Here is a 25,060-nt window from a genome sequence, read left to right on the forward strand (position 1 = left end):
TCTCCAGTCTGCGCGCTCGCGCGCGCCGAATCCAGCTAGCGCTTCAGCTGGAAGATCGTGCGCTCCGGCAGCGGCGAGGCGGTTGCCGTGGCATCCGTCACGACGGTGCCGGCGTTCGCGAAGGCGTCGAGCTCCGCCCCGTCGATGACCTTGGCCGGGTGCGGCCCGCCGGCGAGCAGCCGGGGCAGCCAGTCGGTGTCGATCGGGTTCGGCGCTGCCACGAACACGAAGTTGCCGAAGCGGCGGCCCTTCAGAACCTGTGCCTCCGCCATCGCGATGACGTTCGGCAGCACGGAGCGCAGCGTCGCGGCCTGCGACTTGGCGAAGGCGGAACCCGGACCGTCGGCGACGTTGACGACCATGACGCCGCGCGGGGAGAGCAGGGGAGCGGCGAGCGCGTAGAACTCGCGGCTGGTCACGTGGGCCGGGGTGCGCGCGCCGGAGAAGATGTCGATGACGACGAGGTCGACGGTGCCGTGCAGCCCAGGTGGCAGCTTGCCGAGCACCTCGCGGGCGTCGCCGTGGCGCACCCGGATCTGCGCCCGCTTCGACCACGGCAGAGCCGAGCGCACGAGGTCGACGAGGTCGCTCTCGATCTCGACGACCTGCTGGCGGGAGCCCGGCCTGGTCGCCTCGACGTAGCGGGGGAGGGTGAGCGCGCCGGCGCCGAGGTGCACCGCCGTGATCGGTTCGCCCGGATCGCCGATCAGGTCGATCACGTGGCCCATGCGCTGGATGTACTCGAAGAACAGCTCGCTCGGGTCGTCCATGTTCACGTGCGACTGCGGTGTGCCGTCGACGACGAGCTGGTACGCGCCCTCGACGTAGCTGTCCGGGGTGATCTCCGCCTTGTGCCCGCTGAGGGCGAGCGTGACGCTCGGGATGTCGTCGTTGCCGCGCCGTGAACTCATGTGTCCAGCGTAACGAGCGGCCGCGCATGAGGGCCCGCGAACGATGCCGATCGGAGCGCGACGCGCCGTTATACCGGAGAATCGAAATCAGGTCAAGATTTGGCTGGACACGGCGCGTCAAAAGCCGTATGCTTGTTCTTTGCGCTCCCAGACATAACTATGCCTTCATATTGCGGTCGGCCTTGTGTCTCCTGATTTCATTCAGGCGCCACGCACATAGCGTCTGCGGAGTTCTCCTTACTGATCGTTACGACCCGACGGGGTCCACGGAGGTTATTTCCTTGGCTGCTGCGCGCAACGCAACCACCAACTCACCCAAGAACGGTCGCGCCGCATCGCGTCTCTCGTTCGCAAAGATCACTGACACCCTGACGGTCCCGGACCTTCTGGCTCTGCAGACCGAGAGCTTTGACTGGCTCGTCGGTAACGACGCCTGGAAGGCGCGTCTTGCAGAGGCGAAGGCCGCCGGCCGGACAGACCTGCCGGAGCACACCGGCCTCGACGAGATCTTCGAGGAGATCTCGCCCATCGAGGACCTCGGCGAAACGATGCAGCTCAGCTTCACCAACCCGGAGCTCGAGCCTGAGAAGTACACGATCGACGAGTGCAAGCAGAAGGGCAAGACCTACTCTGCGCCCCTCTACGTGAACGCCGAGTTCATGAACCACCTCACCGGCGAGATCAAGACTCAGACCGTGTTCATGGGTGACTTCCCGTTGATGACCCCCAAGGGCACCTTCGTGATCAACGGCTCGGAGCGCGTCGTCGTTTCGCAGCTCGTTCGTTCGCCCGGTGTGTACTTTGAGCGTCAGCAGGAGAAGACCTCCGACAAGGACATCTTCTCTGCCCGCGTGATCCCCAGCCGTGGTGCATGGCTCGAGTTCGAGATCGACAAGCGCGACCAGGTCGGCGTTCGCATCGACCGCAAGCGCAAGCAGTCTGTCACCGTGTTCCTCAAGGCTCTCGGACTCACCTCCGAAGAGATCATGGAGGAGTTCAAGGGCTTCGCGTCCATCGAGCTCACCCTTGAGAAGGACGCCATCCTCACCAAGGAAGAGGCGCTCAAGGACATCTACCGCAAGCTCCGCCCGGGCGAGCAGGTTGCCGCTGAGGCCGCGCGTGCGCTGCTCGACAACTTCTACTTCAACCCGAAGCGCTACGACCTCGCCAAGGTGGGTCGTTACAAGATCAACAACAAGCTCGGCCTCGAAGCCCCGCTGACCGACTCGGTGCTGACCGTCCAGGACATCATCGCGACGATCAAGTACCTCGTGTCGCTGCACGACGGCCAGACCACCATGCGTGGCACCCGTCAGGGCAAGGCTGTTGACCTGCGTCTCGACACCGACGACATCGACAACTTCGGCAACCGTCGCATCCGCGCCGTCGGCGAGCTCATCCAGAACCAGGTTCGCACCGGTCTCTCCCGCATGGAGCGCGTCGTCCGCGAGCGCATGACCACGCAGGACATCGAGGCGATCACGCCGCAGACCCTGATCAACGTGCGCCCCGTCGTCGCCGCGATCAAGGAGTTCTTCGGAACGTCGCAGCTGTCGCAGTTCATGGACCAGAACAACCCGCTCGCGGGTCTGACCCACAAGCGCCGCCTGTCGGCCCTTGGCCCGGGTGGTCTCTCCCGTGACCGCGCCGGCGTCGAGGTGCGAGACGTTCACCCGTCCCACTACGGCCGCATGTGCCCGATTGAGACGCCTGAAGGCCCGAACATCGGTCTGATCGGTTCGCTCGCATCGTTCGCGCGCATCAACTCCTTCGGCTTCATCGAGACGCCGTACCGCAAGGTCGTCGACGGTGTCGTGACCAAGCAGATCGACTACCTCACCGCGATGGAAGAGGACGACTACATCGTCGCCCAGGCCAACGCGCCGCTGAAGGCAGACGGCCGCTTCGCCGAGGACCGCGTCCTCGCTCGTAAGAAGGGTGGAGAGGTCGACCTCTTCGCTCACGACGAGATCGGCTACATGGATGTCTCGCCGCGCCAGATGGTGTCGGTGGCAACCTCGCTCATCCCGTTCCTCGAGCACGATGACGCGAACCGCGCCCTCATGGGTGCCAACATGCAGCGTCAGGCTGTCCCGCTGCTCCGCAGCGACTCGCCGCTCGTCGGAACCGGCATGGAGGGCTTCGCGGCCATCGACGCCGGCGACGTCGTCACCGCCGAGAAGTCCGGTGTCGTTGCCGAGGTCTCGGCCGACGCCGTCACCATCCAGCTCGACGAGGGTGGAACGCAGAGCTACTTCCTGCGCAAGTTCGACCGCTCCAACCAGGGCACCAGCTACAACAACCGCGTCATCGTCTCCGCGGGTGACCGCATCGAGGCCGGCGAGGTCATCGCTGATGGCCCGGCGACCGACAACGGTGAGCTTGCTCTCGGTAAGAACCTGCTCGTCGCGTTCATGCCGTGGGAGGGTCACAACTTCGAGGACGCCATCATCCTGAGCCAGAACCTGGTGAAGGATGACGTGCTCAGCTCGATTCACATCGAGGAGTACGACGTCGACGCCCGCGACACCAAGCTCGGCAAGGAAGAGATCACGCGTGACCTTCCGAACGTGAGCCCGGAGCTGCTGGCCGACCTCGACGAGCGTGGCATCATCCGCATCGGTGCCGAGGTTCGCCCCGGCGACATCCTCGTCGGCAAGGTCACGCCGAAGGGCGAGACCGAGCTGTCCGCCGAGGAGCGCCTGCTGCGCGCGATCTTCAACGAGAAGAGCCGCGAAGTCCGTGACACGAGCCTCAAGGTTCCCCACGGCGAGCAGGGCACCATCATCGGTGTCAAGGTGTTCGACTCGGAGCAGGACGACGAGCTCGGCTCTGGCGTCAACCAGCGCGTTGTCGTCTACATCGCCCAGAAGCGCAAGATCACCGAGGGTGACAAGCTCGCCGGTCGTCACGGCAACAAGGGTGTCATCTCCAAGATCCTCCCGGTCGAGGACATGCCATTCCTCGCCGACGGCACCCCCGTCGACGTCATCCTGAACCCGCTCGGTATCCCGGGTCGAATGAACTTCGGCCAGGTCCTGGAGACCCACCTCGGGTGGATCGCCAAGCAGGGCTGGAAGGTTGAGGGAAGCCCCGCCTGGGCCAAGAAGCTGCCCAAGCAGGCTCACGAGGCTGCCCCTGGCACCAAGGTTGCGACCCCCGTGTTCGACGGCGCGTCCGAGGAAGAGATCGAGGGTCTTCTCGACTCCACGACGCTCACCCGCGACGGCGACCGTCTGATCGACCGCACCGGCAAGGCCCAGCTCTTCGATGGTCGCTCCGGCGAGCCGTACCCGCACCCGGTTTCGGTCGGTTACATGTACATCCTGAAGCTGCACCACCTCGTCGACGACAAGATCCACGCTCGTTCGACCGGCCCGTACTCGATGATCACCCAGCAGCCGCTCGGTGGTAAGGCGCAGTTCGGTGGACAGCGATTCGGTGAGATGGAGGTGTGGGCCCTCGAGGCCTATGGCGCCGCCTACGCACTGCAGGAGCTCCTCACGATCAAGTCGGATGACATCCTCGGCCGCGTCAAGGTCTACGAGGCCATCGTCAAGGGCGAGAACATCCAGGAGCCCGGCATCCCCGAGTCCTTCAAGGTTCTGATCAAGGAGATGCAGTCGCTCTGCCTGAACGTCGAGGTGCTCTCGGCCGACGGCACCGCGGTGAGCCTGCGCGACACGGATGACGAGGTGTTCCGCGCTGCGGAAGAGCTCGGCATCAACATCTCCGCCCGGTTTGAGTCCTCGTCTGTTGACGAGATCTAAGCCCGGCCTCAGTGAAGACTTCAGAAACTTTCCAAGGAGAGAAATTGCTCGACGCAACCACCTTTGACGAGCTTCGTATTGGCCTGGCCACCGCTGACGACATCCGTCGTTGGTCGCACGGTGAGGTCAAGAAGCCCGAAACCATCAACTACCGCACCCTCAAGCCCGAGAAGGACGGTCTGTTCGGTGAGCAGATCTTCGGCCCGAGCCGTGACTGGGAGTGCTCCTGCGGCAAGTACAAGCGTGTCCGCTTCAAGGGCATCGTCTGTGAGCGCTGTGGCGTAGAGGTCACCAAGTCGTCTGTGCGCCGCGAGCGCATGGGCCACATTGAGCTCGCCGCCCCCGTCACGCACATCTGGTACTTCAAGGGCGTTCCGAGCCGTCTGGGCTACCTGCTCGACATGGCTCCGAAGGACCTGGAGAAGGTCATCTACTTCGCCGCCTACATGGTGATCGACGTGGACGAGGACGGCCGCCACCAGGACATGCCCGGCCTTGAGAACGAGCTCCGTCTCGAGATCAAGACGCTCGGCGACGGTCGCGACTCCCGCATTGCGGCTCGCCTGGCCAAGCTCGAGGAAGACCTCGCCGCCCTCGAGGCGGAAGGCGCCAAGAGCGACCAGAAGAAGCGCACCAAGGACGCAGCCGAGAAGGAGATGACTCAGACCCGCAAGGCGGCCGACGAGCAGATCGCCCACCTCGAGCGCGTCTGGGAAGACTTCCGCAACTTGAAGGTCGGCGACCTCAAGCCTGAGGATGCCGTCTTCCACGAGCTGCAGGACCGCTTCGGCATGTACTTCGAGGCCTACATGGGCGCCGAGGCCATCAAGAAGCGTCTTGAGGCCTTCGACCTGGCCGCCGAGGCCGAGAACCTGCACCTGCAGATCACCGAGGGCAAGGGTCAGAAGAAGATCCGCGCCATCAAGCGTCTGCGCGTTGTCAGCTCCTTCCTCGCAACCGGCAACTCGCCGGCCGCGATGGTGCTCGACGTGGTTCCCGTGATCCCGCCGGAGCTGCGCCCGATGGTGCAGCTCGACGGTGGCCGCTTCGCGACCTCCGACCTCAACGACCTCTACCGTCGTGTGATCAACCGCAACAACCGTCTGCGTCGTCTGCTTGACCTCGGTGCCCCCGAGATCATCGTGAACAACGAGAAGCGCATGTTGCAGGAGGCCGTTGACGCGCTGTTCGACAACGGTCGTCGTGGCCGCCCGGTCACCGGTACCGGCAACCGCGCCCTCAAGTCCCTGAGCGACATGCTCAAGGGTAAGCAGGGTCGTTTCCGTCAGAACCTGCTCGGAAAGCGCGTTGACTACTCCGGCCGTTCGGTCATCATCGTCGGCCCGCAGCTGAAGCTGCACCAGTGTGGTCTGCCCAAGCAGATGGCCCTGGAGCTCTTCAAGCCGTTCGTGATCAAGCGCCTGATCGACCTGAGCCACGCTCAGAACATCAAGGCTGCCAAGCGCATGGTCGAGCGTTCACGCCCGCAGGTGTGGGACGTGCTCGAGGAGATCATCCGCGAGCGCCCCGTTCTGCTGAACCGCGCACCAACCCTGCACCGCCTGGGCATCCAGGCCTTCGAGCCTCAGCTCGTCGAGGGTAAGGCCATTCAGCTGCACCCGCTCGTGTGTGCCGCGTTCAACGCCGACTTCGATGGTGACCAGATGGCTGTTCACCTGCCGCTGTCGGTCGAGGCCCAGGCCGAGGCCCGCATCCTGATGCTCGCCTCGAACAACATCCTGAAGCCGTCCGACGGCCGCCCGGTGACCCTGCCCACCCAGGACATGATCATCGGTCTGCACCACCTCACCACCGTCAAGGATGGTGTCGTGGGTGAGGGCCGCGCGTTCTCCTCTGTCTCCGAGGCGATCCTCGCCTTCGACCAGAAGTCGCTCGACCTGAACGCCAAGGTTCGCATCCGTCTCACCGACCAGCACTTCGCAGAGGGCACGCAGCCCGATGGCGTCGAGCTGGTTGACGGCAAGGCAGTCGGCACGGTTCTGGTTTCGACCAGCCTCGGTCGCGCCCTCTTCAACGAGGCGCTTCCCGCCAACTACCCGTACTTCGAGAAGGTGGCCGACAAGGGCACCATCTCGGAGATCGTCAACGACCTCGCCGAGCGGTACCCGAAGGTGGAAGTTGCCGCCGCCCTTGACAACATCAAGGACGCCGGTTTCCGCTGGGCAACCCGTTCCGGTGTGACCGTCGCGCTCAGCGACATCCTCACGCCGCCGAACAAGCGCGAGATCGTTGCCGGCTACGAGAAGCAGGCCGCCAAGGTCCAGGGCCAGTTCGACAAGGGTCTGACCACCGACCTCGAGCGTCGTCAGGAACTCATCAAGATCTGGACCAAGGCGACCGAGGACGTCGCCGAGGCCATGCGGGCGAACTTCCCCGAGGACAACACCATCAACCGCATGGTGACCTCTGGTGCTCGTGGTAACTGGCTGCAGGTGCGCAACATCGCCGGTATGCGTGGTCTGGTGAACAACCCGAAGGGTGAGATCATCCCTCGCCCGATCATCTCGAGCTACCGCGAAGGCCTGTCCGTCGCCGAGTACTTCATTGCTACTCACGGTGCTCGTAAGGGTCTGGCCGACACGGCTCTGCGTACCGCAGACTCGGGTTACCTCACGCGTCGTCTGGTCGACGTGTCGCAGGACGTCATCATCCGTGAGGACGACTGTGGCACCGGCAAGGGCCTCGAGCTGCCCATCGCGGCCGAGGTCGACGGTGTTCTGGTTCGCGACTCCAACGTCGAGAACGCGGTCTACGCCCGCAGCCTGGCCGCAGCAGCGGTCAACGCCGCAGGTGAGGTCGTCGCCGAGGCCGGTGAGGACGTCGGTGACGTGCTCATCGACCAGCTCATCGAGAAGGGCGTCGGCAGCATCAAGGTGCGCTCCGTCCTCACCTGTGAGTCGGCCGTCGGTGTCTGCGCGAAGTGCTACGGCCGTTCGCTGGCAACCGGCAAGCTCGTCGACATCGGAGAGGCCGTCGGCATCATCGCGGCCCAGTCGATCGGTGAGCCAGGAACGCAGCTCACGATGCGTACCTTCCACACCGGTGGTTCGGCATCCGCCGATGACATCACGCAGGGTCTGCCCCGCGTGCAGGAGCTCTTCGAGGCCCGTACCCCCAAGGGTGCATCGCCGATCGTCGAGGCCCCCGGCCGCATCACGATCGAAGACACCGACCGCAACCGTCGCGTGATCCTCACCCCCGACTCGGGCGACGAGCCGATCATCTACAACGTCCTGAAGCGTTCCACGCTTCTCGTTGAGGATGGCCAGCACGTCGAGCTCGGTCAGCAGGTCATCGTCGGCACGCTCGACCCGAAGGAAGTTCTTCGCGTCAAGGGTGTCCGCGAGGTGCAGAAGCACCTCGTCGGCGGCGTCCAGGGCGTCTACCGCTCGCAGGGTGTTCCGATCCACGACAAGCACATCGAGGTCATCGTTCGCCAGATGCTGCGCAAGGTCACCGTCGTCGACCACGGCGACACCGAGCTCCTGCCTGGCGAGCTCGTCGACCGGATGAAGTACAACGAGCTCAACCGTGCTGCGCTCACCGAGGGCAAGAAGACGGCTTCGGCCCGTCAGGAAGTCATGGGTATCACCAAGGCTTCGCTGGCGACCGAGTCGTGGCTGTCGGCCGCTTCCTTCCAGGAGACCACCCGCGTTCTGACGCAGGCGGCCATGGAAGGCAAGAGCGACCCGCTGGTCGGCCTCAAGGAGAACGTCATCATCGGTAAGCTCATCCCCGCCGGAACGGGTCTGCCGCGGTACCGCGACGTCACCGTCGAGGCGACGGAGGAGGCCAAGGCCGAGCGTTACCCGAACCGCATCTTCACCGACGATGCCACGTTCAACGAGGGTGACCTGAGCTTTGTCGACTTCGACAGCTTCAGCTCCGACGACTTCACCCCTGGCAACTACAGCTAGTTTGTAGCAGCCGGGCGTTGTAGAACGTCACCAGAAAGGCTCCGGATGCCGCGTCACGCGGTGTCCGGAGCCTTTCTGCATGCCCGGGAGTTCGGCGAGAAGACGCCGGGGGTTTCCGGGTGTTGGGGGAGTCCGCGATCGGGCCGAGGGTAATTTAGGCTAGAGGGGCATATGTCACGGCCGACGGCCGCGAGGGAAGGGGACGCTGCAATGGCCAGTCGGCTGCCTTCGACTCCCCCTGTGCTCTCCGGCTACAACTATGTGCGCCCGCTCGGTGCGGGCGGCTTCGCCGACGTGTTCCTGTTCGAGCAGAACCTGCCCCGCCGATCCGTCGCCGTGAAGGTGCTCCTGCAGAGCGTCGTCGACGCCGAAGTGTTGCGCATGTTCAACGCCGAGGCCGACGTGATGGCCAGACTCAGCTCGCACCCGTCGATCCTCACCGTCTACTCCGCCAGCATCTCCGCCGACGGCCGGCCGTACCTCGTCATGGAGTACTGCCCGAGCGGCCCGGCCGGCCGCTTCCGTCGCACCCCATTCGCCACGACCGATGCGCTCGACGTCGGCGTGCGCATCGCCAGCGCGCTGGAGACCGCCCACCGCGCGGGTGTGCTGCACCGCGACATCAAGCCGTCGAATATTCTCGCGACGGCATACGGGGCGGCCGTGTTGAGCGACTTCGGCATCGCCAGCTCACTCTCACACTCGAGCTCCGCCGAACTCTTCGCCATGAGCGTGCCGTGGAGCGCACCGGAGGTGATCGAGGAGCGCACGACCGGAACCGTCGCCAGCGAGGTGTGGGGCTTCGGCGCGACGCTGTACTCGCTCCTGGCCGGGCGCACCCCGTTCGAGCCGGCCGACGGCGGCAAGGTGACGACGGAGCAGTTGCGCCAACGGATCCGGCGCGCCAAGTACACCCCGATCAACCGCGCAGACGTTCCGGCCAGCCTCGAAACGGCACTCTCACGCATGATGAGCGCCGATCCGCGCAAGCGCCCGGCGAGCCTGCTGGAGTGCGCCGAGATGCTGCGCGCGATCCAGGCGGAGATCGGGCTCACCCCGACAGCGCTCGAGGTGGCCGTCGACGAGTGGGCATCGGCCGGCGCCCCGATCGACTTCGCCAACACGGTCGTGCGCGAACCCGTCGTCGCCTCCGTTCTCGTCGACGATTCGCGTGCCCGCGCTCGCGCGAGGGCGCGTGCCAGGGCGGCCAGACCCCGCTCCGTGACGGCGCAGCCGAGCGATGACGGCAGCACGCAGAACGGCACGGCCGGCGCACACCTCTGGCTCAAGCTGGGGGCGGCGGCCGTCGTCGGCGTGGGCCTGAGTGTCGGCGTCATGGCCATGCTGGGGCTGATCTGATGCAGCTCGGAGCGCGCCAGTGAGCCGCGCCGGGCGTCGCCGGATGCCCAAAGGCGTGTTCCAGGGCATCGCCGTCGGTGTGATCGGCGCCGTGCTCGTTGGCGCGGCCGTGGTCGCGGCGGGGTTCGACGTGAAGCAGACCCCGGTGAACGACGCCTCGATCTGGGCCCTGCAGAGCGGCGATGGCAACCGCTACGCCCGCGTGAACACCGACCTCGGCGAACTCGACACCATCAAGACGGTGCGCAATCCGAGCGCCCTGGCCCAAAACGCCGAGCACACCCTGCTGCTCGCGCAGAACAACGAGCAACTCGTCGACATCGACGCGGTTCGCCCCATCGACCTCGACGCCACGAGCTCGGAGTTCGGCCACACCCCGGCCGGCACGGTGCAGGTCGTCAGCTCGCGCGACACCATCGCCTACCGCACGAGCACGGGCAGCGTCTACGTCGCCAAGTTGAGCGATGGGGCCGCGGCCGTGCCGCTCGCCGTCGACCCCTACGCCGCCGACGAGGTCGAGCCGGGGCAGGAACGCCGTTTCTACCGCTCCGACGCCATCGCAATCAGCGACAACGGCACCCTCGTCAGCTACTCGGCGGCCGACCAGAGTGTTCTCCGCTATTCGATCGCGGATGCCGCCGTCGCCGGCGTCGACCCCGTTGCCGACGGGCCGACTGAGGGCTCCCCGCAGCTCAGCCTCGTCGGCGACGGCTGGGCCCTGGCCTCAGAGGAGGGGGACGCGCTCTGGCTGCGTGGACGCGACGCGCCCATCGATCCGCTCGTGTCGGAGCTCTTCGTGCTGCAGCAGCCGAGCAGCACCGGCCGCCAGCTCTTCATCGCCGACGATCGCGGCCTGCTGAGCGTCGGCATGGCCGACGGCGCGGTCGATCGGATTCTCGGGGAGCCGGACGGCACGGCATCGCCGCGGCTCGGCGTACCCGCCAAGCCCACCGTGTTCCGCGGACAGAGCTACGCGGCCTGGCTGCCGAGCGGTACCTCCGACGGCACGCTGTGGACGAGCGATGGCGGTGAACTCCCGCTCGACTTCGGCGCGCAGACGCTGAGCGACGACGCGCAACCGGTGTTCCAGAGCAACGGAGCCAGGCTGATCCTGAATGACACCCAGAGCGGCTGGGTGTGGACGCTGCCGGACGGCGCCCTCGTGCCGAGCTCGCAGGACTGGGGTGTGCTCTCGGCCGAGCAGGAGCAGAGCAGCGCAGAGGAGGAGCAGACGGCCGAGGTTCTCGACCCGAAGCCGCCCATCGCGGAGCCGGACAACCTCGGAGTACGGGCGGGCGCTCTCGTCATGCTGCCGGTGCTGTTGAACGACCACGACCCGAACGCCGACGTGCTCACCGTGCTGCCCGGCTCCATCAGCGGGCTGCCCGCCGAGTTCGGAACCGTGAGCCTCACAGAGCAGTCGCAGAGCATCGCGGTGCGGGTTCCCGCCGATGCGCAGGGCAGTGCGAGCTTCAGCTATGCCGTCACCGACGGAACCAGGGCAGACGGCCTGAATTCGGAACCCACGACCGTCACGCTCACCGTGCGCGACGAGCTCAGCAACGAGGCACCCGTCTGGTGCGGAACGGAACGCTGCCTCGCCGCCTGGCCGACCCCGGAGCTGGCCCCGGGCGGGACCGTGAGCGTGCCTGTACTCCCCGGCTGGGTCGACCCGGACGGCGACCCGTTGTTCGTCTCCTCCGCGATCAACCAGAGCGGTGTCGGCAGCGTCGGCACGACGCAGGCAGGCGAGGTCGTGTACCGGCATCCGAACCCGGCGCTCGCGGAGCCCCTCAGCGTGTCGATCCTCGTCACCGTCTCCGACACCAGGGGCGCAACGGCCGAGAAGACGCTCACGCTGCTCGTCACGCCGTCGCCGCGCCTCGTCGCGACCCCATTCGCCCTCACGACGGCCGTCGGTGAGTCGCTCACCATCGACCCGAGCTCCTACCTCGACGGCGTCTCCGGCAGCTACCGGATCGTCTCGGCGACCGCACCGCCCACCGCGCAGGGTGTGGCCGTCAGCGTGAACAGCGGCGCATCGACCCTCGATTTCAGCGCGACGAACCCCGGCGACTACATCGTGCGCTACTCGGTGGCTGACGCCGTCGGCGAGGTGGCCTCCTTCGTGCGGGTCACCGTGCTCGCCCGGGATGCCGTCAGCCTCAGCACCGCACCCGTGACGGTGTTCGTGCGACCCAAGGCCGATGCCAGCGTCGACGTGTTCACGGCGGTGTCGAACCCGTCCGGCCGGGTGTTGCTCGTGAGCGACCCGTTGCCGCGCCCGGAACCCGGAGCGGCCCTCGAGGTGAGCGTCGTCGGCCAGAAGCTCCTGCGCATGCGCGGGACGACGGCCGATGAGCAGCCCGGCCTGCTCGGTGTCGTCGCGTACACGGTCTCGGACGGCACGGGCGATCCGCGATTCCAGACAGAGGGCGAGGCCAGCGTCTACCTGCTCCCTGCGCCGACACCGCAACCGCCGATCGCCGTCGGCGACAGCATCCGTGTGCGTGCGGGAACGCAGATCGACATTCCGGTTCTCGCCAACGACCTGGCACCGGACGGCAACCGGATCACGCTGAATCCCGACTCGATCGTCAACCAGTCCGGCGAAGGTCTGGCGTTCGCCGCTGGAACGACTCTGCGCTACCTGGCGCCGAGCACGCCTGGCGACTACGAGCTGCGCTACTCGATCTCGATCGCCGGCGCCCCTGAGCTCAGTGACACCGCCGCCGTCACCGTGACCGTGACCCCGGAGGGCGAGAACCAGAAGCCGCTGCCGCGCATGCTGACCGGGCGCGTGCTCTCCGGCGAGACCGTTCGCATCCCCTTCGACAGCTTCGGCATCGACCCGGATGGCGACGAGGTGTCGCTCGACCGCGTGCTCGGCCAGCCCAGCAGCGGAACGGCCTCGATCTCGGCCGCAGGCGACGCCATCGTCTACAGCAGCGTCAAGGGCTTCCGTGGCCCGGTCCAATTCGACTACCGCGTGCGCGACGCGCAGGGCGACACGGGTACCGCGACGGTGCGCATCGGCGTGCTCGACGAGCAGTCCGACCCGAGCCCGATCACCTTCAGCGACTACGTGCAGGTGCAGGCCGGTGCCGACCGTCAGGTCGTGCTGCACCCGGCCGCCAACGACGTCGACCCGACGGGCGGCGAGCTCAGCCTGACCGCGGTGCTGCCCGATGCGGTGCAGGGCACGGAGGAGCATGCGGAGCTCGCCACCCACATCCTCTCGGTGAACGGCGACGGCGGGAACGACGTCGTGCTCAAGGCGGGGACGGAGCCAGGCACGATGGCGTTCACCTACACCGTCGAGAACAGCCGCGGCGACGTCGGGGTCGGCCTCATCGTGATGACCGTCCTGCGCGCATCGATCCCCGACCACCCCGTCATCGCCGACACCATCGTCACCCTCGACGAGCGCGCGACCTTCGAATCCGGCATCGACGTCGTCACCGGCAAGGTGTCGTGGACGGCCGGCGACGTCAACGACCTCACCCTCAGCATCTGGGGCGATCCGCACGGCGTGCGCGCATCAGGGTGGAAGCTGAGAGGCGAGGCACCGGATGCCGGCCTGCTGCTGCCGTTCGCCCTGACCGGCACCAACTTCGCCGGCGTCGAGGTCACCAGCTACGGCTTCCTGCGCATCCCGCCCGTGCGGGACGTGATCCTCTCGCTCAAGCCGGACCTCGCCCCGCAGAAGGTCAAGGAGGGCGAATCACTCACCTTCGACATGGCGCCACTTGTGGCCATCCCGGCCGGCGAGACGCTCGAGATCGGGCGCGGCGAGGTCGCGGCATCCGGTCAACGCCCTGGCGGCAGCTGCCAGGCGGGCAGCGGAACCCGGATCGGCTACGAGGCGGGCGAGGGCCAGCCGTGGACAGACTCCTGCGTCGTACCGGTGCGCCTGGCCGGCGGCGATGACTACACCCACCTCGTCGTGCCGATCGAGGTCACGCCGAAGGACCCGCAGCCGGAGCTGCGTCCGGCCTCGATCACCGCGAGCCCTGGCTCGAGCGCCGTCAGCTACGACCTGAAGCAGATGGTGCAGTGGCAGGGCAAGGCCGACCCCGCCTCGCTCGTCTTCGCCATCGAACAGGCAGCCGATCAGTTCACGGTGACACAGGATGGCGCCCGCCTCACGGTCACGGCGCTCGACGCCGCCGTTCCCGGCCGGGAGAACCCGGTGACTGTGCGCCTCAGCAGCCACCCAGAGACCCCGCCCGCCGTGCTCTCGCTGCGCGTCGGCCCCGCACCGAGTGCGCTGCCGAAGGGCGGAACCGTCGCCCAGGAGTGCAGCCAGACGGCGGGCAGCAGTTGCGTCATCGACGTGATCGGCGCCCCGGGCGAGGCGAACGCTTTCGCGAACACCCCGCTCAAGCTGGTCTCGGTGAGCGCAGTCAACAGCTGCGCCGGTGTGAGCTTCGCCGGCGAGGGCAGCTCTCAGGTGCGCGCGAGCTGGTCGTCCGACGCGCCAGGCGGCATCTGCCAGGCCAGCTTCGTCGTCGAAGACGCGCAGGGCAAGCGCAGCGCCGCAGAGCGCAACGGCTCCGTGACTCTCGACCTGCAGGGCCTGCCGAGGCCTCCGGATGCCGTGACCCAGGTGGCCTACGGCGACGGCACGCTCACACTGGCCGTGGCCCCTGGCGGAGCGACCACCGCGCACCCGGCCCTGCAGGGTTTCGTCATCACCCGCGGCGGCACCGACGTGGTCAGCTGCAACGCGAGTGGCGTCTGCCCACCCATCACCGGCGTGAAGAACGGCGAACAGTCGCTCTACGAGGCGCGTGCGGTCAACGCGACCGGTCGCTCGCAGGGCGCGGTCAGCGTCACGGCCTGGGCGTATCAGGTTCCCGGAATGGGGTCCGTCTCTGCCGAACCCGTCTACGACTCCGCCCAGACGACGCTCACCCAGGGCGTCGCCGAGGTCACGATCCAGAACACCGATCCGTCGACGCGCTCCTACCTCGTCGGCGACCGCGAGTTCCCGGCGTCCTCCGCGGGCAGCGGCGCCACGAAACTCACCCTCGTGCTGCCCGTCGGCCCGAACACGGTGACGATCCAGCCGCTCAGCCGCTTCGAACGGCCGAGCGGAACAGGCCCGAATGACAAGCTGGACGCGGTGGGCGTGCGCGTGGCCGGCCAGCCGGGTCTCAGCGTCAGCGGTGGGCTGAGTGCGACGGAGAGTTCCATCACGGTGCCGGCCGCCAGCGGCGCGAGCAACTACAGCGACCGGGGGCAGACGATGCTCTACATCGCAACGCCGGCGCCTGCAGCCGCGGTGTGCCGGGTCGATGGGGATGGCGGCAACCTCCGCGCCACCGGCCATGGGAGCGTCGTCTCGTCCAGCAGCACGATCACCGGCCTGTCGCCGTTCACGAACTACACCGTTGACGTCTGCTTCTCCAACGGTTTCGGGTACGCGCAGCAGTCATTGGGTGCCGCATACACGTGGAACCAGCCGTCCGCGCCCACCGGGTACAGCTACACCGTCAGCGGATCGAACGGCGACTACAGGATCGACGAACCGACGAGCGCCGAGCGGCCGGCGCGGGGCTACGAGGCCGTGTTGAGCGGCTACCCGAGCGACGTCTGGGGAGCCGACCCCGGCATCACGGTCAGGTACTGCGTTGTCGGCAACCCGGAGCGCTGCAGCCCGGCGGCTGCCGTGCCAGCCGCCGACCCGAACAAGGCATGGCAGATGACGCTCGACCCGGTGTCGCTCTCGTCCTGCACGCCGGGCACTCTCCTCGCCTTCGCCATCAGCGGGCGGGGAACGGCCAGTGCCGCGCCAACGGTCACCGCCGACGGCTACGAGTACTTCGTGCCCGGCAACCCGGCGGTGCCAGAAGTGCCGGCGGGAGAGGATGCCGATGGCAACCCCACCCCAGGCAGCCCGGCGATCCCCGCCGTCCCCGCGACCCCCGACCAGTGGCTGCCGGCGCCGGCCGACCGCATCCTGCCCAGCAGCGCGACCGCTGTCCGCAAGATCGCGTGGACGCTCGCGTGGGGAGCGCAGCAAGCACAGGGCTTTGCGCCATTCGGCGGAACGCTGAAAGGCGAGTTCAGCTGTGGCTGACGCCTGCGGCATCCGCACCACGGATCACGACCACAACGCACGACCGACAGCTCAGACAGCACCAACCCCTCAGAAGGCGACAACACGATGACAATCAGTCCAGAACAGACAGCCTGGTTCGCCGCGACGTTCCGCTCGATGGTGGAGAACGTCGAGACGGTCGTGCTCGGCAAGCGTCACGTCATCGAGCTCGCCTTCACCGCGATGATCAGCGAGGGCCACCTGCTGCTCGAGGACTTCCCGGGCACGGGCAAGACCTCGCTCGCGCGGGCAATGGGCCAGACGGTGCACGGCACGAACTCGCGCATCCAGTTCACACCAGACCTGCTGCCGGGTGACGTCACCGGCATCACCGTGTACGACCAGAAGCGCGGCGAGTTCGAGTTCCACTCCGGCCCGATCTTCGCCAACATCGTGCTCGCAGACGAGATCAACCGCGCGAGCCCGAAGACGCAGTCGGCGCTGCTCGAGGCGATGGAGGAGGGGAAGGTCACGGTCGACGGCATCACCCGCAGCACCGGGTCGCCGTTCCTCGTGATCGCGACGCAGAACCCCATCGAGCAGGCCGGCACCTACCGCCTGCCAGAGGCACAGCTCGACCGCTTCATGATGAAGACCTCCCTCGGCTACCCGGATCTCGCCTCGACGATCCGCATCCTCGAGGGCACCAGCTCGGCGCAGGTGACGGTGAACCCGGTCATCACGCCGCAGGCACTCGTCGGCATGAGCGACCTCGCGCGTGGTGTGTTCGTGAACCCGCTCGTTCTCGACTACATCGCCCGCATCGTCGAAGCCAGCCGCACCACGAACCAGCTGCGCATGGGTGTCAGTGTGCGCGGTGCGCGGGCCCTGACCAAGGCCGCCAAGACCTGGGCGGCCGCGCACGAGCGCTCCTATGTGATCCCGGATGACGTCAAGATGCTCGCCGAGCACATCCTCGCGCACCGCGTCGTCGTCGACCCGGAGGCCGAGTTCGACGGCGTCACGGCCAACGCCGTGATCGGCCAGATCCTGCTCGACATCGTTCCGCCGCTCCGCAGCGAGTTGGCATAGGCGTGAAGCAGGCAAGCCAGGGGAGCGACCGGGCGTGACATTCAACACCGAGTCGCGGGGCACTCAGACCGCGACGTCGACGGGCCTCACGACGCACACACGCTACTCGACGTCGCGTCGAGGGCTGTTCGTGCGCGCGCTCGTCTGGTGTGTCCGCGTGTGGGAGGCCGCGCGCTCTGCGGCCGTCGCGACCTGGGGCTGGCTGCGGGAGACGGTGACGGCCGCCGGCTGTCTCGCGCTGCTGGCCGTGCTTGCGCTGCCCGTCGGCCTGGTGCTGGGCTGGACGGAGCTGATTGTCGCCGGGGCCATCGCCGCCGGCATCCTGCTCATCGCCCTGCCGTTCCTCGCCGGCGGCAAGGCCTACTCGGTCAGTTTCCATGTTCCCGTCGAACGCGTCGTGGCAGGTGGGGAGGTGCTCGGCACCCTCGACGTCACGAACGTCGCGAAGAACTTCGAGCTGCCGGGGCGCATCGACGTGCCGATCGGGCACGGAACGACCGAGATCTCGGTTCCCCTGCTGCGGCCGGGTGCCCACCACAGCGAGGTCGTCACGATCCCGACGCCGCACCGCGGCATCATCGACATCGGGCCGGTCACGACATTGCGCACCGACCCCGTCGGACTGCTCCGGCGCGAGCACGCCCAGGCGCAGGTGCACCGGCTCTACGTGCACCCGATCACCGTGTCGATCCCGAGCACCAGCGCCGGCTTCGTCCGCGATCTCGAGGGCAATCCGACGAACCGCATCGTCGCCTCCGACATGTCGTTCCACGCGATCCGCGAGTACGCGCCGGGCGACGCCCAGCGCAGCATCCACTGGAAGTCGACGGCGAAGACCGGCCAGCTCATGGTGCGCCAGTACGAGGAGAGCCGGCGCTCACGCCTGCTCGTCGCACTCAGCCTGTTCCAGAACGACTTCGCCGACGCGGACGAGTTCGAGATCGCCGTCAGCGCGGCCGGCTCGCTCGGCACCAGGGCGATCCGCGACGGCCGCGACGTCGCCATCGTGGCGAGCGAGCAGATCGAAGAACTCGCGCGGAGCTCGGTGCACAGCATCCGCAGCCTGCCCGTCGTCTCGGCGCGCGCCCTGCTCGACGAGCTGAGCGCCGTCGACCGCACGCCGACGACGATGCCGATCGACGACGTCTGCGCGCTCACCTCGCAGGCGATCCCGGACGTCTCGATCGCCTTCGTCGTGTGCGGCTCGACCGTGCCGGCCGCCCGCCTGCGCGCGCTCACCCTGCGATTCCCGCCGGATGTCGCCGTCGTCGCCGTGCGGGTCGATCCGCTCGCGGTGCCGAGCTATCGTGAGCTCGCCGGCACCGGCGTCCTGACCATCGCGGTGCTCGACGACCTGCGCTCCCTGCTCGCGAAGAGGGCGTCGTGAACGGCCGGGCGCCGGGCGCCGACGGGCGTCAGAGCGTGCGCCGTGACACTCGGGGCGCCGCGGTCAAGGCACCGCTGCGCACCAGACTGCGCGAGGCCCCGGTCCTCGCCGGAGCCGCCTATGTGCTCGTCATGGCGGTGCTCGCGGCGTGGGCGGCCTGGCCGATCTACCAGAACCCCTACTTCTTCATCACCGCGGCCGGCGCGATCGTGGTCGGGGCCGGTGTCGCGGTCCTCGGGCTGATCGGTGGCTGGTCGTGGTTCAGCACCCTGCTGGCGGCGCTCGGTGCCTACCTGTTGTTCGGCGTGCCGCTGGCCGTCCCCTCCGCGTTCGGCAGCGTCGCCGACGTGTTCGGCGGGCTGCTCGAGCTGCTGGTGCGCTCCGTGTTCGGCTGGAAGGAGCTGGTGACGATCTCGTTGCCGGTCGGCAGCTATCAGGCGCTGCTCGTGCCGTTCTTCGCCGTGCTCTTCTCCAGCGTCGTGCTCTCGCTCTCGCTCGCCTGGCGGGCCAAACGCGTCGACGTGCTCGCCGTGCCCGTGATGATGCTCGCCATCGGCTTCGGCATCCTGTTCGGATCCAGCCTGATGAGCCCGGCGTTGAGCATCGGACCGCTCACCATCCCGGCGCCGCGCGAGACCGCGATCGGCCTGCTCGGGTTCCTCGCCTCCCTGGGCTTCCTGGTTGCGCGCACCCGCAGGGCCCGCCGCGCCGCGCAACGCCGCGGCGTCGCAACCGGTGTCGGCGTGCGCAGCCTGGCCGGCTCGGCCCGTCGGGCCAGCCGGGCCGCTCTGAGCGTCGGCGTTCTGGTCATGGCCGCCGCGGTCGCCGTCTCCGTTGCCGCCGTGCCGCTGCGCGTGGACGAGCGTGATGTGCTGCGCACCACGATCGAACCAGAGCTGCAGATGCGCGAATTCGTCAGCCCGCTGAGCTCCTATCGCAGCTTCCTCGGTGACGAGAGCTTCGACGAGGAGCTGCTCGCGGTCGAGGCGAGCGGCGAGGCGCCGGAGCGCCTGCGGCTCGCGGTGATGAGCTACTACGACGGCGAGGTGTTCCGGGTCGTGGATCCGGCCCGCGGCGTCACCGAACGCGAGACGGCGTTCGCCCGCACACCGGGTGCCGCCTTCGGCTCCGACGTGGACACCCGCCTCGACGTCACGATCGCCGGGTACTCCGATGTGTGGATGCCGTTGGCCGGCAGCCTCTCTCGCGTCGACTTCGTCGGCAGCCGCAAGCAGGCTCTCACCGACGGCTTCTTCTACAACGAGCAGACCCAGGCCGGCGTGCAGCTGAACGGGCTCCAGGAGGGCGACCGTTACCGGCTCAGGGCCATGGTCGACGGGGAGCCCATGGCACTCAGCGAGGCCAAGCCGCCGAAGAACCAGGAGGAACTCTTCGACGACGCGGTCATTCCGGACAACCTGGAGAAGTGGGTCGCCGCCCAGGGGCTCGGCGCCGACGGGGCGGCGCTGCAGGAGCTCGTCACCCGGCTGCGCGAGCGCGGCTACCTCAGCCACTCGCTGACGGCGGCTGGCGACGGCGAGCACAAGTGGCAGCAGGAGCGCGGCGATGTCGCCTTCGCTCCCAGCCTGGCCGGCCACTCCACCGGCCGCATCGACATGCTCTTCAGCGCCCTGCTCGACAAGCAGACGTCCACGGCGTCCACCGACAACGCCAAACTCGTTGCCGCGGTCGGCGACGACGAGCAGTTCGCCGTCGCGACGGCGCTCATCGCCGAATCGCTCGGGTTCCCCGCCCGTGTCGTGCTCGGCTTCCGGCTCGACGGTGGAGCCCCGGCATCCGGCATGCCAGCCTGCCAGGAGGGAATCTGCAGCGGCCGGAACCTCAGTGCCTGGGCCGAGGTGCAGGATGCCGGGGGCGGCTGGATCACCGTCGATGCCACGCCGCAGTCGGCCAACCCGCTCGCCCCGAGCGACGAGCAGAAGCGCGACCCGCAGAACACCACGGAGGTCATCGCCGACGGCGCAACAGAGGTGACCCCGCCGGACGCGGAGCCGGCCGGTGGCGGCGAGAGCCCGGAGGAGCCGAGCGAGGAGGGCGTCGACCTCGCCTGGCTCGTCGCACTCCTGCGAATCGTCGGCCTCAGCCTGCTCGGACTGCTCCTGCTCTGCTCGCCGCTGATCGTGATGACGATCGCGAAGGTGATGCGTCGGCGCGGCCGCAAGGGCGTCGCGGACAGCACGGAACGCATTGCCGGCGGCTGGGAGGACTATGTTGACACCGCCGTCGACTACGGCCTGCCGAGGCCGGGAACGCGCACCAGAATCGAACTCGCCGCCCGCTATGGGAGCCCGAACGGCCATATGCTCGCCGTGCTCGCCGACGAGGCCGTGTTCGGACCGCTCGAACCCAGCGTGGCCGAGAGCGAGGCATTCTGGGCGGCCGTCGACGCCGAGCGCGCCCTGCTCGCTCGGGAGTTCAGCTGGTGGCAGCGGCTGCGGGCCCGGCTCTCACTGCGCTCCTTCTCACGGATGATGTCGACGAAATCGCGGAGAGTGGATACATTCTCTGGGACGCCGACCACGACGAGGATCGCAGGGGGAAAGGCGCGGGCAGCTGCCGTGCCAGACGACGATGGGGGACGATGATGAGTGACAATTCGGTTCCGGGCTTCGGCGTGCTCATCGCACTGCTGCTCTCGCTCGCGTTATACGTGTGGGCCTCCGCGGCGCTGGCGGCCGTCTTCGGCAAGCTGGGCGAGCCAGGCTGGAAGGCGTGGGTGCCGGTGTACAACAGCTTCGTGCTGTTCCGGCTCGGCGGGGTCGCGCCGTTCTGGGCGATCACGCTCTTCCTGCCGCTGATCAACGTCGTCGGCTTCGTCTTCTCGATCTTCGCCATCAACTCGATCTCGAAGCAGTTCGACAAGGGGGCCGGCTTCACCGTGCTCGGCGTGCTGCTGATGCCGATCTGGTCCAGCATTCTCGGCTGGGGCAGGGCAACGGCTGAACCGGCGGGTGCCCAGCGGGTCGCTCACCCGGATGACGCGGCCCCAGCAGCCGCCTCGCCGTTCGGCATCACTCCCGGCGACGCGGTGCCGGCTCGCATCCCGTTCGGTGAGCCCGTGCAGCCCGCCGCTCCGCGGATTCCGGCTCCGGCCGCGGCCGTCGCGACGGTCGCGCCTGCCGACGACGTCGTGCAGGAGGCGCACACCGCGCCCCCTGTGTTCAGCTACACGCCCGCCGTGATCGCTACGCCGGCTCCGGTCGCCCCACCGGCGCCGATCGAGATGCCGGAGGAGCTCTCCGTGCGCGTCGAGCAGCAGACAGCTGCCCCCGCCCGCGTCACGCCGCTGATCGACTCCGTCCCCGACTTCAGCGCGCCTGCCGCCCCCGTGGCTGCCGCTGCGGCATCCGTCGTTCTCGACGAGCCGCGGGAAGCCGCCGCGGCGCAGCCGATCGACGACGACGATGACATGGATGCGACGGTCATCGCCGGTCGCCGGAACAAGGCGTGGGTGTTTGAGACCGAGTCTGGCCAGCGCGTGCCGCTGAGCGCGGAGTTGGTGCTCCTGGGTCGCAACCCGGTGCCGCTGGCCGAGCACCCCGATGCCCAGCTCATCACGGTGCGCGATGCGGGCCGCACCGTGTCGAAGACCCACGCGAGCGTGCAGTTGCATGGCACCGCATGGGTGATCACGGATCTGCAGTCGACCAACGGTGTCTACGTTCTCGATGCCGAAGGGGCCGAGATCGAACTCGAGCCCGGCGTCGCGACGGAGGTCACCGGCCGTTTTGTCTTGGGCGAACTCTCTGCCCGTATCTTCCAGGAGGAGTGACCGGTGCCCCAGCCGTCATCCGAAATACCGCCAGCAGAGTCCGTCGTGCTCCGCCATCAGGCGCGCAGCGACGTCGGCCACAAGCGGGCGGTGAATGAGGACTCGGTGCTCGCCGAGCACCCGGTCTACATCGTCGCCGATGGCATGGGCGGGCACGAGGCCGGCGATCTGGCCAGCGCCGCCGTTGTCGCGGCGTTCCGACCGCTCATCGGCGAACGCGAGGTGCTGCCTGAGCAGGTCGTCGCCGCCGTGGCCCAGGCGCAGGCCGCTGTCGAGCGCATTTCGGCGGGGCGGGCGCGCGGTGCTGGAAGCACACTGACCGGAATCGTGCTCGTCAACGAGAGCACGAACCCGGCCTGGCTCGTCCTGAACGTCGGCGACTCGCGGGTCTACCGGCTGAGCGCCGGTGACCTCGGCCGCATCACCCACGACCACTCCCTGGTGCAGGAGATGCTGGATGCCGGCACGCTGGCGCCGGCGGACGCCGCCGACTACGTCGGGCGCAACGTCATCACGCGCGCCATCGGTGCCGCCGATGCGCGGGCCGACTACTGGCTGCACCCGGTCATCACGGGGGAGCGGCTGCTGGTCTGCTCCGACGGCCTGAGCGGTGAGGTGAGCGACGAGGGGCTGCGCGCGGTGCTCACGATGGGCGGCACGGTCGAGGCGACGGCCACCGAACTGCTGACCCAGGCGCTGCTGAGCGGCGGGCGCGACAACATCTCGCTCATCGTCGTCGACGTGCTGAGCAGCGGAGTCACGGCGCCGGTGGATCCGAGCGGTGTCGACGTGAGCGAGAGCGAGCACGACACCGTCGACCTCTCCCTCGAGGACACGGCGGAGCTGCCGTGGCGAAAGGGGCGCGGCGGTGGACACTGACGATCTCGATTCCGATCTCGATTCCGATCTCGACGAGTCGACGCGCATCGTCACCCGCGGCGCCACGCCGTCGGTGTTCGACGACGCCACGCGCGTCGTCGCCAAGGGGAGCGAACTGGATGACGCGACGCGCGTTGTGAGCCGCAGGGCCGCTTCCACGGTGCCGACCACTCCTGTGCCTCCTGCCCCGGCGGCTCCCGCCGCGGTGCCACCCGCCGCTGCAGCTCCTGTCGCCCAGCTTCCCGTCGCTGCGCCACCCGCCCCGGCGCCGCCTGTCGCTGAGCGGTACTTCCCCGCGCCGGCCGTCGAGCCGGAGCTCGACGAGGCGACCCGCATCGTTCGCCGCCCGTCGACTGCGCCCGTCACGCCTGCGGACCCAGCGGCCGAGTCGGATGACGAAGACGCCACCAGGATCGTGCGTCGCGCGCCCGCCGTCCCCGTGGCCACTGCTACAACTCCTCACCCCGCGCCCGCGGCTCCCGCGGCTGAGGCTCTCGCGCCTTCCGCCGCGGCTGCCGCGGTGCCGGAGCCCTCGGGCGACGCGGACGACGATGACGCCACCAGGATCGTGCGCCGCCTCGTTCCCGACGCGGAGTCAGCCGACGACTCGACTCGAATCGTGCGCCGCGCCGCTTCCGTTGCTTCCGCTGACGCCACCGCCGTCGCTGCCGGGGTCGCTGCCGTCTCCGGATCGGACCAGTCGGCGGGTGAGGACACCCGCGCTATCGTGCGCACCGGAGCATCGGCGCAGCAGCTCGCCGAGACGGCGCAGCCTCCCGCAGCGGTGCCGACGGCATCCGCGGTGCAGGCCCCGCGGCAGCCGGAGGTCTACACGCCGCGGCCGGTGCCCGAGCAACAGCCGCTGCAACGCACGCACATCGAGGCGAGCTCGAGGCCGCCGGCCGTTGCGGAGTCCGCCGGCGCCCGGGCGCGTCGGCGTCTTGTCATCGCGGTGAGCGCGGTCGCCGGAATCGCGGTGCTCGGCGCGGTCATCGCTGCCGCAATCGTGCTGATCGCCGCCCTCTAGCCGCGGCACAGGGGCACCGCGCTCGCGGCCCGCGAAAACTGCACAGGCCCGGTGAATTCACCGGGCCATCGCACACAACGCGGGCCGCCGCCCTCGGCGTGGGCTAAGTTCCGACAGGCGCCGCGAGAGAACGGCGCCAAACGGGGCGCTCGATACACTGAATCCATGACTGCGCCGCAACCGCCGAAGCCTCGACTACGGCGCCCTGTGCTCTGGATCTCGATCGCGGCCGGACTCGTGATCGCGTTCGGCGCTGTCGCCGCCGGATACGCGGTGGGGGCCGGCTCGTCCAAGAGCGAAGCCACAGAGGCCTCGGCGAAACCGTCAACCCGCCCCGAGCCCGAGGCGAGCGCGCCAACCGTGCCGCTGCCGGAGCCGAGCGAGGAGCCCGTCTCGGTGATCCCCGCTGAGTGCTCCGGCATCTACACCACGGATTGGTCCACCCAGTTGGACGGCTACGTCCTGAATCCCGCGTGGGCAGCGGAAGACCGGAACTCCGCCACCAGTGATGACGAGCTCAACGCGATCGTCAAGGCGGGCGACCCACTTCGTTGCCAGTGGGGCCACGAGAGTGGGGGCAGCGACCGAAGCCTCAAGACCGCAGTGGTTGCAGTCACAGCAGAGCAGAGCGCTGCCGTTCTCGCGCGCCTGCAGGTGCTCGATTTCAGCTGCTACGAGGAGCTCGGCGGCACCCGCTGCGTCCTCGAGGAAGACGATGACAACGGAACCTGGGGCGAATCGCACTTCGTCCGTGACGGCGTCTGGATCGCCACGCGCTGGATGAACATGGCCCCAGACGGTTACACGCACGACATCGTCAACACCCTCTGGCCATAGGCCCGCGCGCCACACGAACAC

12 protein-coding genes are annotated in these 25,060 nt (G+C 68.2%); 11 read left to right on the top strand and 1 reads right to left on the bottom strand.

Going from position 1 to position 25,060, the window contains the following annotated elements; genetic code table 11:
• Positions 1-35: 35 nt before the first annotated feature.
• Positions 36-911 carry a spermidine synthase gene (locus tag EV379_RS01925; RefSeq protein WP_130504668.1) on the bottom strand — a complete coding sequence of 292 codons (876 nt, stop codon included), beginning with the start codon at positions 909-911 and terminating at the stop codon, positions 36-38.
• Positions 912-1,192: 281 nt separating this feature from the next.
• Between EV379_RS01925 and rpoB the strand changes: the two genes are divergently transcribed.
• From rpoB to EV379_RS01980, 11 genes are all read left to right on the top strand, one after another.
• Positions 1,193-4,681 carry a DNA-directed RNA polymerase subunit beta gene (gene rpoB, locus EV379_RS01930; protein ID WP_130504669.1) on the top strand — a complete coding sequence of 1,163 codons (3,489 nt, stop codon included), beginning with the start codon at positions 1,193-1,195 and terminating at the stop codon, positions 4,679-4,681.
• Between the two features lie 44 nt (positions 4,682-4,725).
• The gene (gene rpoC / locus EV379_RS01935) at positions 4,726-8,619 is read left to right on the top strand and encodes a DNA-directed RNA polymerase subunit beta' (protein WP_130504670.1); all 3,894 of its coding nucleotides are present in this window, start codon (positions 4,726-4,728) and stop codon (positions 8,617-8,619) included.
• Positions 8,620-8,829: 210 nt separating this feature from the next.
• On the top strand, positions 8,830-9,978 hold the full coding sequence (locus tag EV379_RS01940) for a serine/threonine-protein kinase (protein WP_130504671.1): 1,149 nt from the start codon (positions 8,830-8,832) through the stop codon (positions 9,976-9,978).
• 43 nt (positions 9,979-10,021) lie between these two features.
• Positions 10,022-16,063, top strand: coding sequence for an Ig-like domain-containing protein (locus EV379_RS01945; RefSeq protein ID WP_130504672.1), 6,042 nt, complete (start codon positions 10,022-10,024; stop codon positions 16,061-16,063).
• 87 nt (positions 16,064-16,150) lie between these two features.
• On the top strand, positions 16,151-17,116 hold the full coding sequence (locus EV379_RS01950) for an AAA family ATPase (protein ID WP_130504673.1): 966 nt from the start codon (positions 16,151-16,153) through the stop codon (positions 17,114-17,116).
• Between the two features lie 34 nt (positions 17,117-17,150).
• Positions 17,151-18,503 (top strand): DUF58 domain-containing protein, encoded by a 1,353-nt coding sequence (locus EV379_RS01955; RefSeq protein ID WP_130504674.1) that lies wholly within the window; start codon positions 17,151-17,153, stop codon positions 18,501-18,503.
• Positions 18,500-21,109 (top strand): transglutaminase-like domain-containing protein, encoded by a 2,610-nt coding sequence (locus tag EV379_RS01960; RefSeq protein WP_130504675.1) that lies wholly within the window; start codon positions 18,500-18,502, stop codon positions 21,107-21,109. The genes EV379_RS01955 and EV379_RS01960 overlap by 4 nt, the downstream gene beginning before the upstream one ends.
• Positions 21,109-22,296, top strand: a complete 1,188-nt coding sequence (locus EV379_RS01965) for a DUF5684 domain-containing protein (protein WP_165397259.1) — start codon at positions 21,109-21,111, stop codon at positions 22,294-22,296. Before EV379_RS01960 ends, EV379_RS01965 begins: the two co-directional genes overlap by 1 nt.
• A gap of 3 nt (positions 22,297-22,299) precedes the next feature.
• A complete protein-coding gene (locus EV379_RS01970) occupies positions 22,300-23,175 on the top strand; it encodes a PP2C family protein-serine/threonine phosphatase (RefSeq protein WP_242616193.1) in 876 nt (291 codons plus the stop codon).
• Positions 23,165-24,202: a hypothetical protein gene (locus tag EV379_RS01975; protein WP_130504677.1), complete on the top strand. Its 1,038-nt coding sequence runs from the start codon at positions 23,165-23,167 to the stop codon at positions 24,200-24,202. Before EV379_RS01970 ends, EV379_RS01975 begins: the two co-directional genes overlap by 11 nt.
• Before the next feature lie 165 nt (positions 24,203-24,367).
• Entirely contained in the window at positions 24,368-25,039 is a 672-nt protein-coding gene (locus EV379_RS01980; RefSeq protein ID WP_130504678.1) for a hypothetical protein, read from the top strand.
• The last annotated feature ends 21 nt before the right edge of the window (positions 25,040-25,060 follow it).

Origin of the sequence: Microterricola gilva, assembly GCF_004217495.1 — a bacterium.
In the GTDB taxonomy this organism is placed as follows: Bacteria; Actinomycetota; Actinomycetes; order Actinomycetales; family Microbacteriaceae; genus Microterricola; species Microterricola gilva.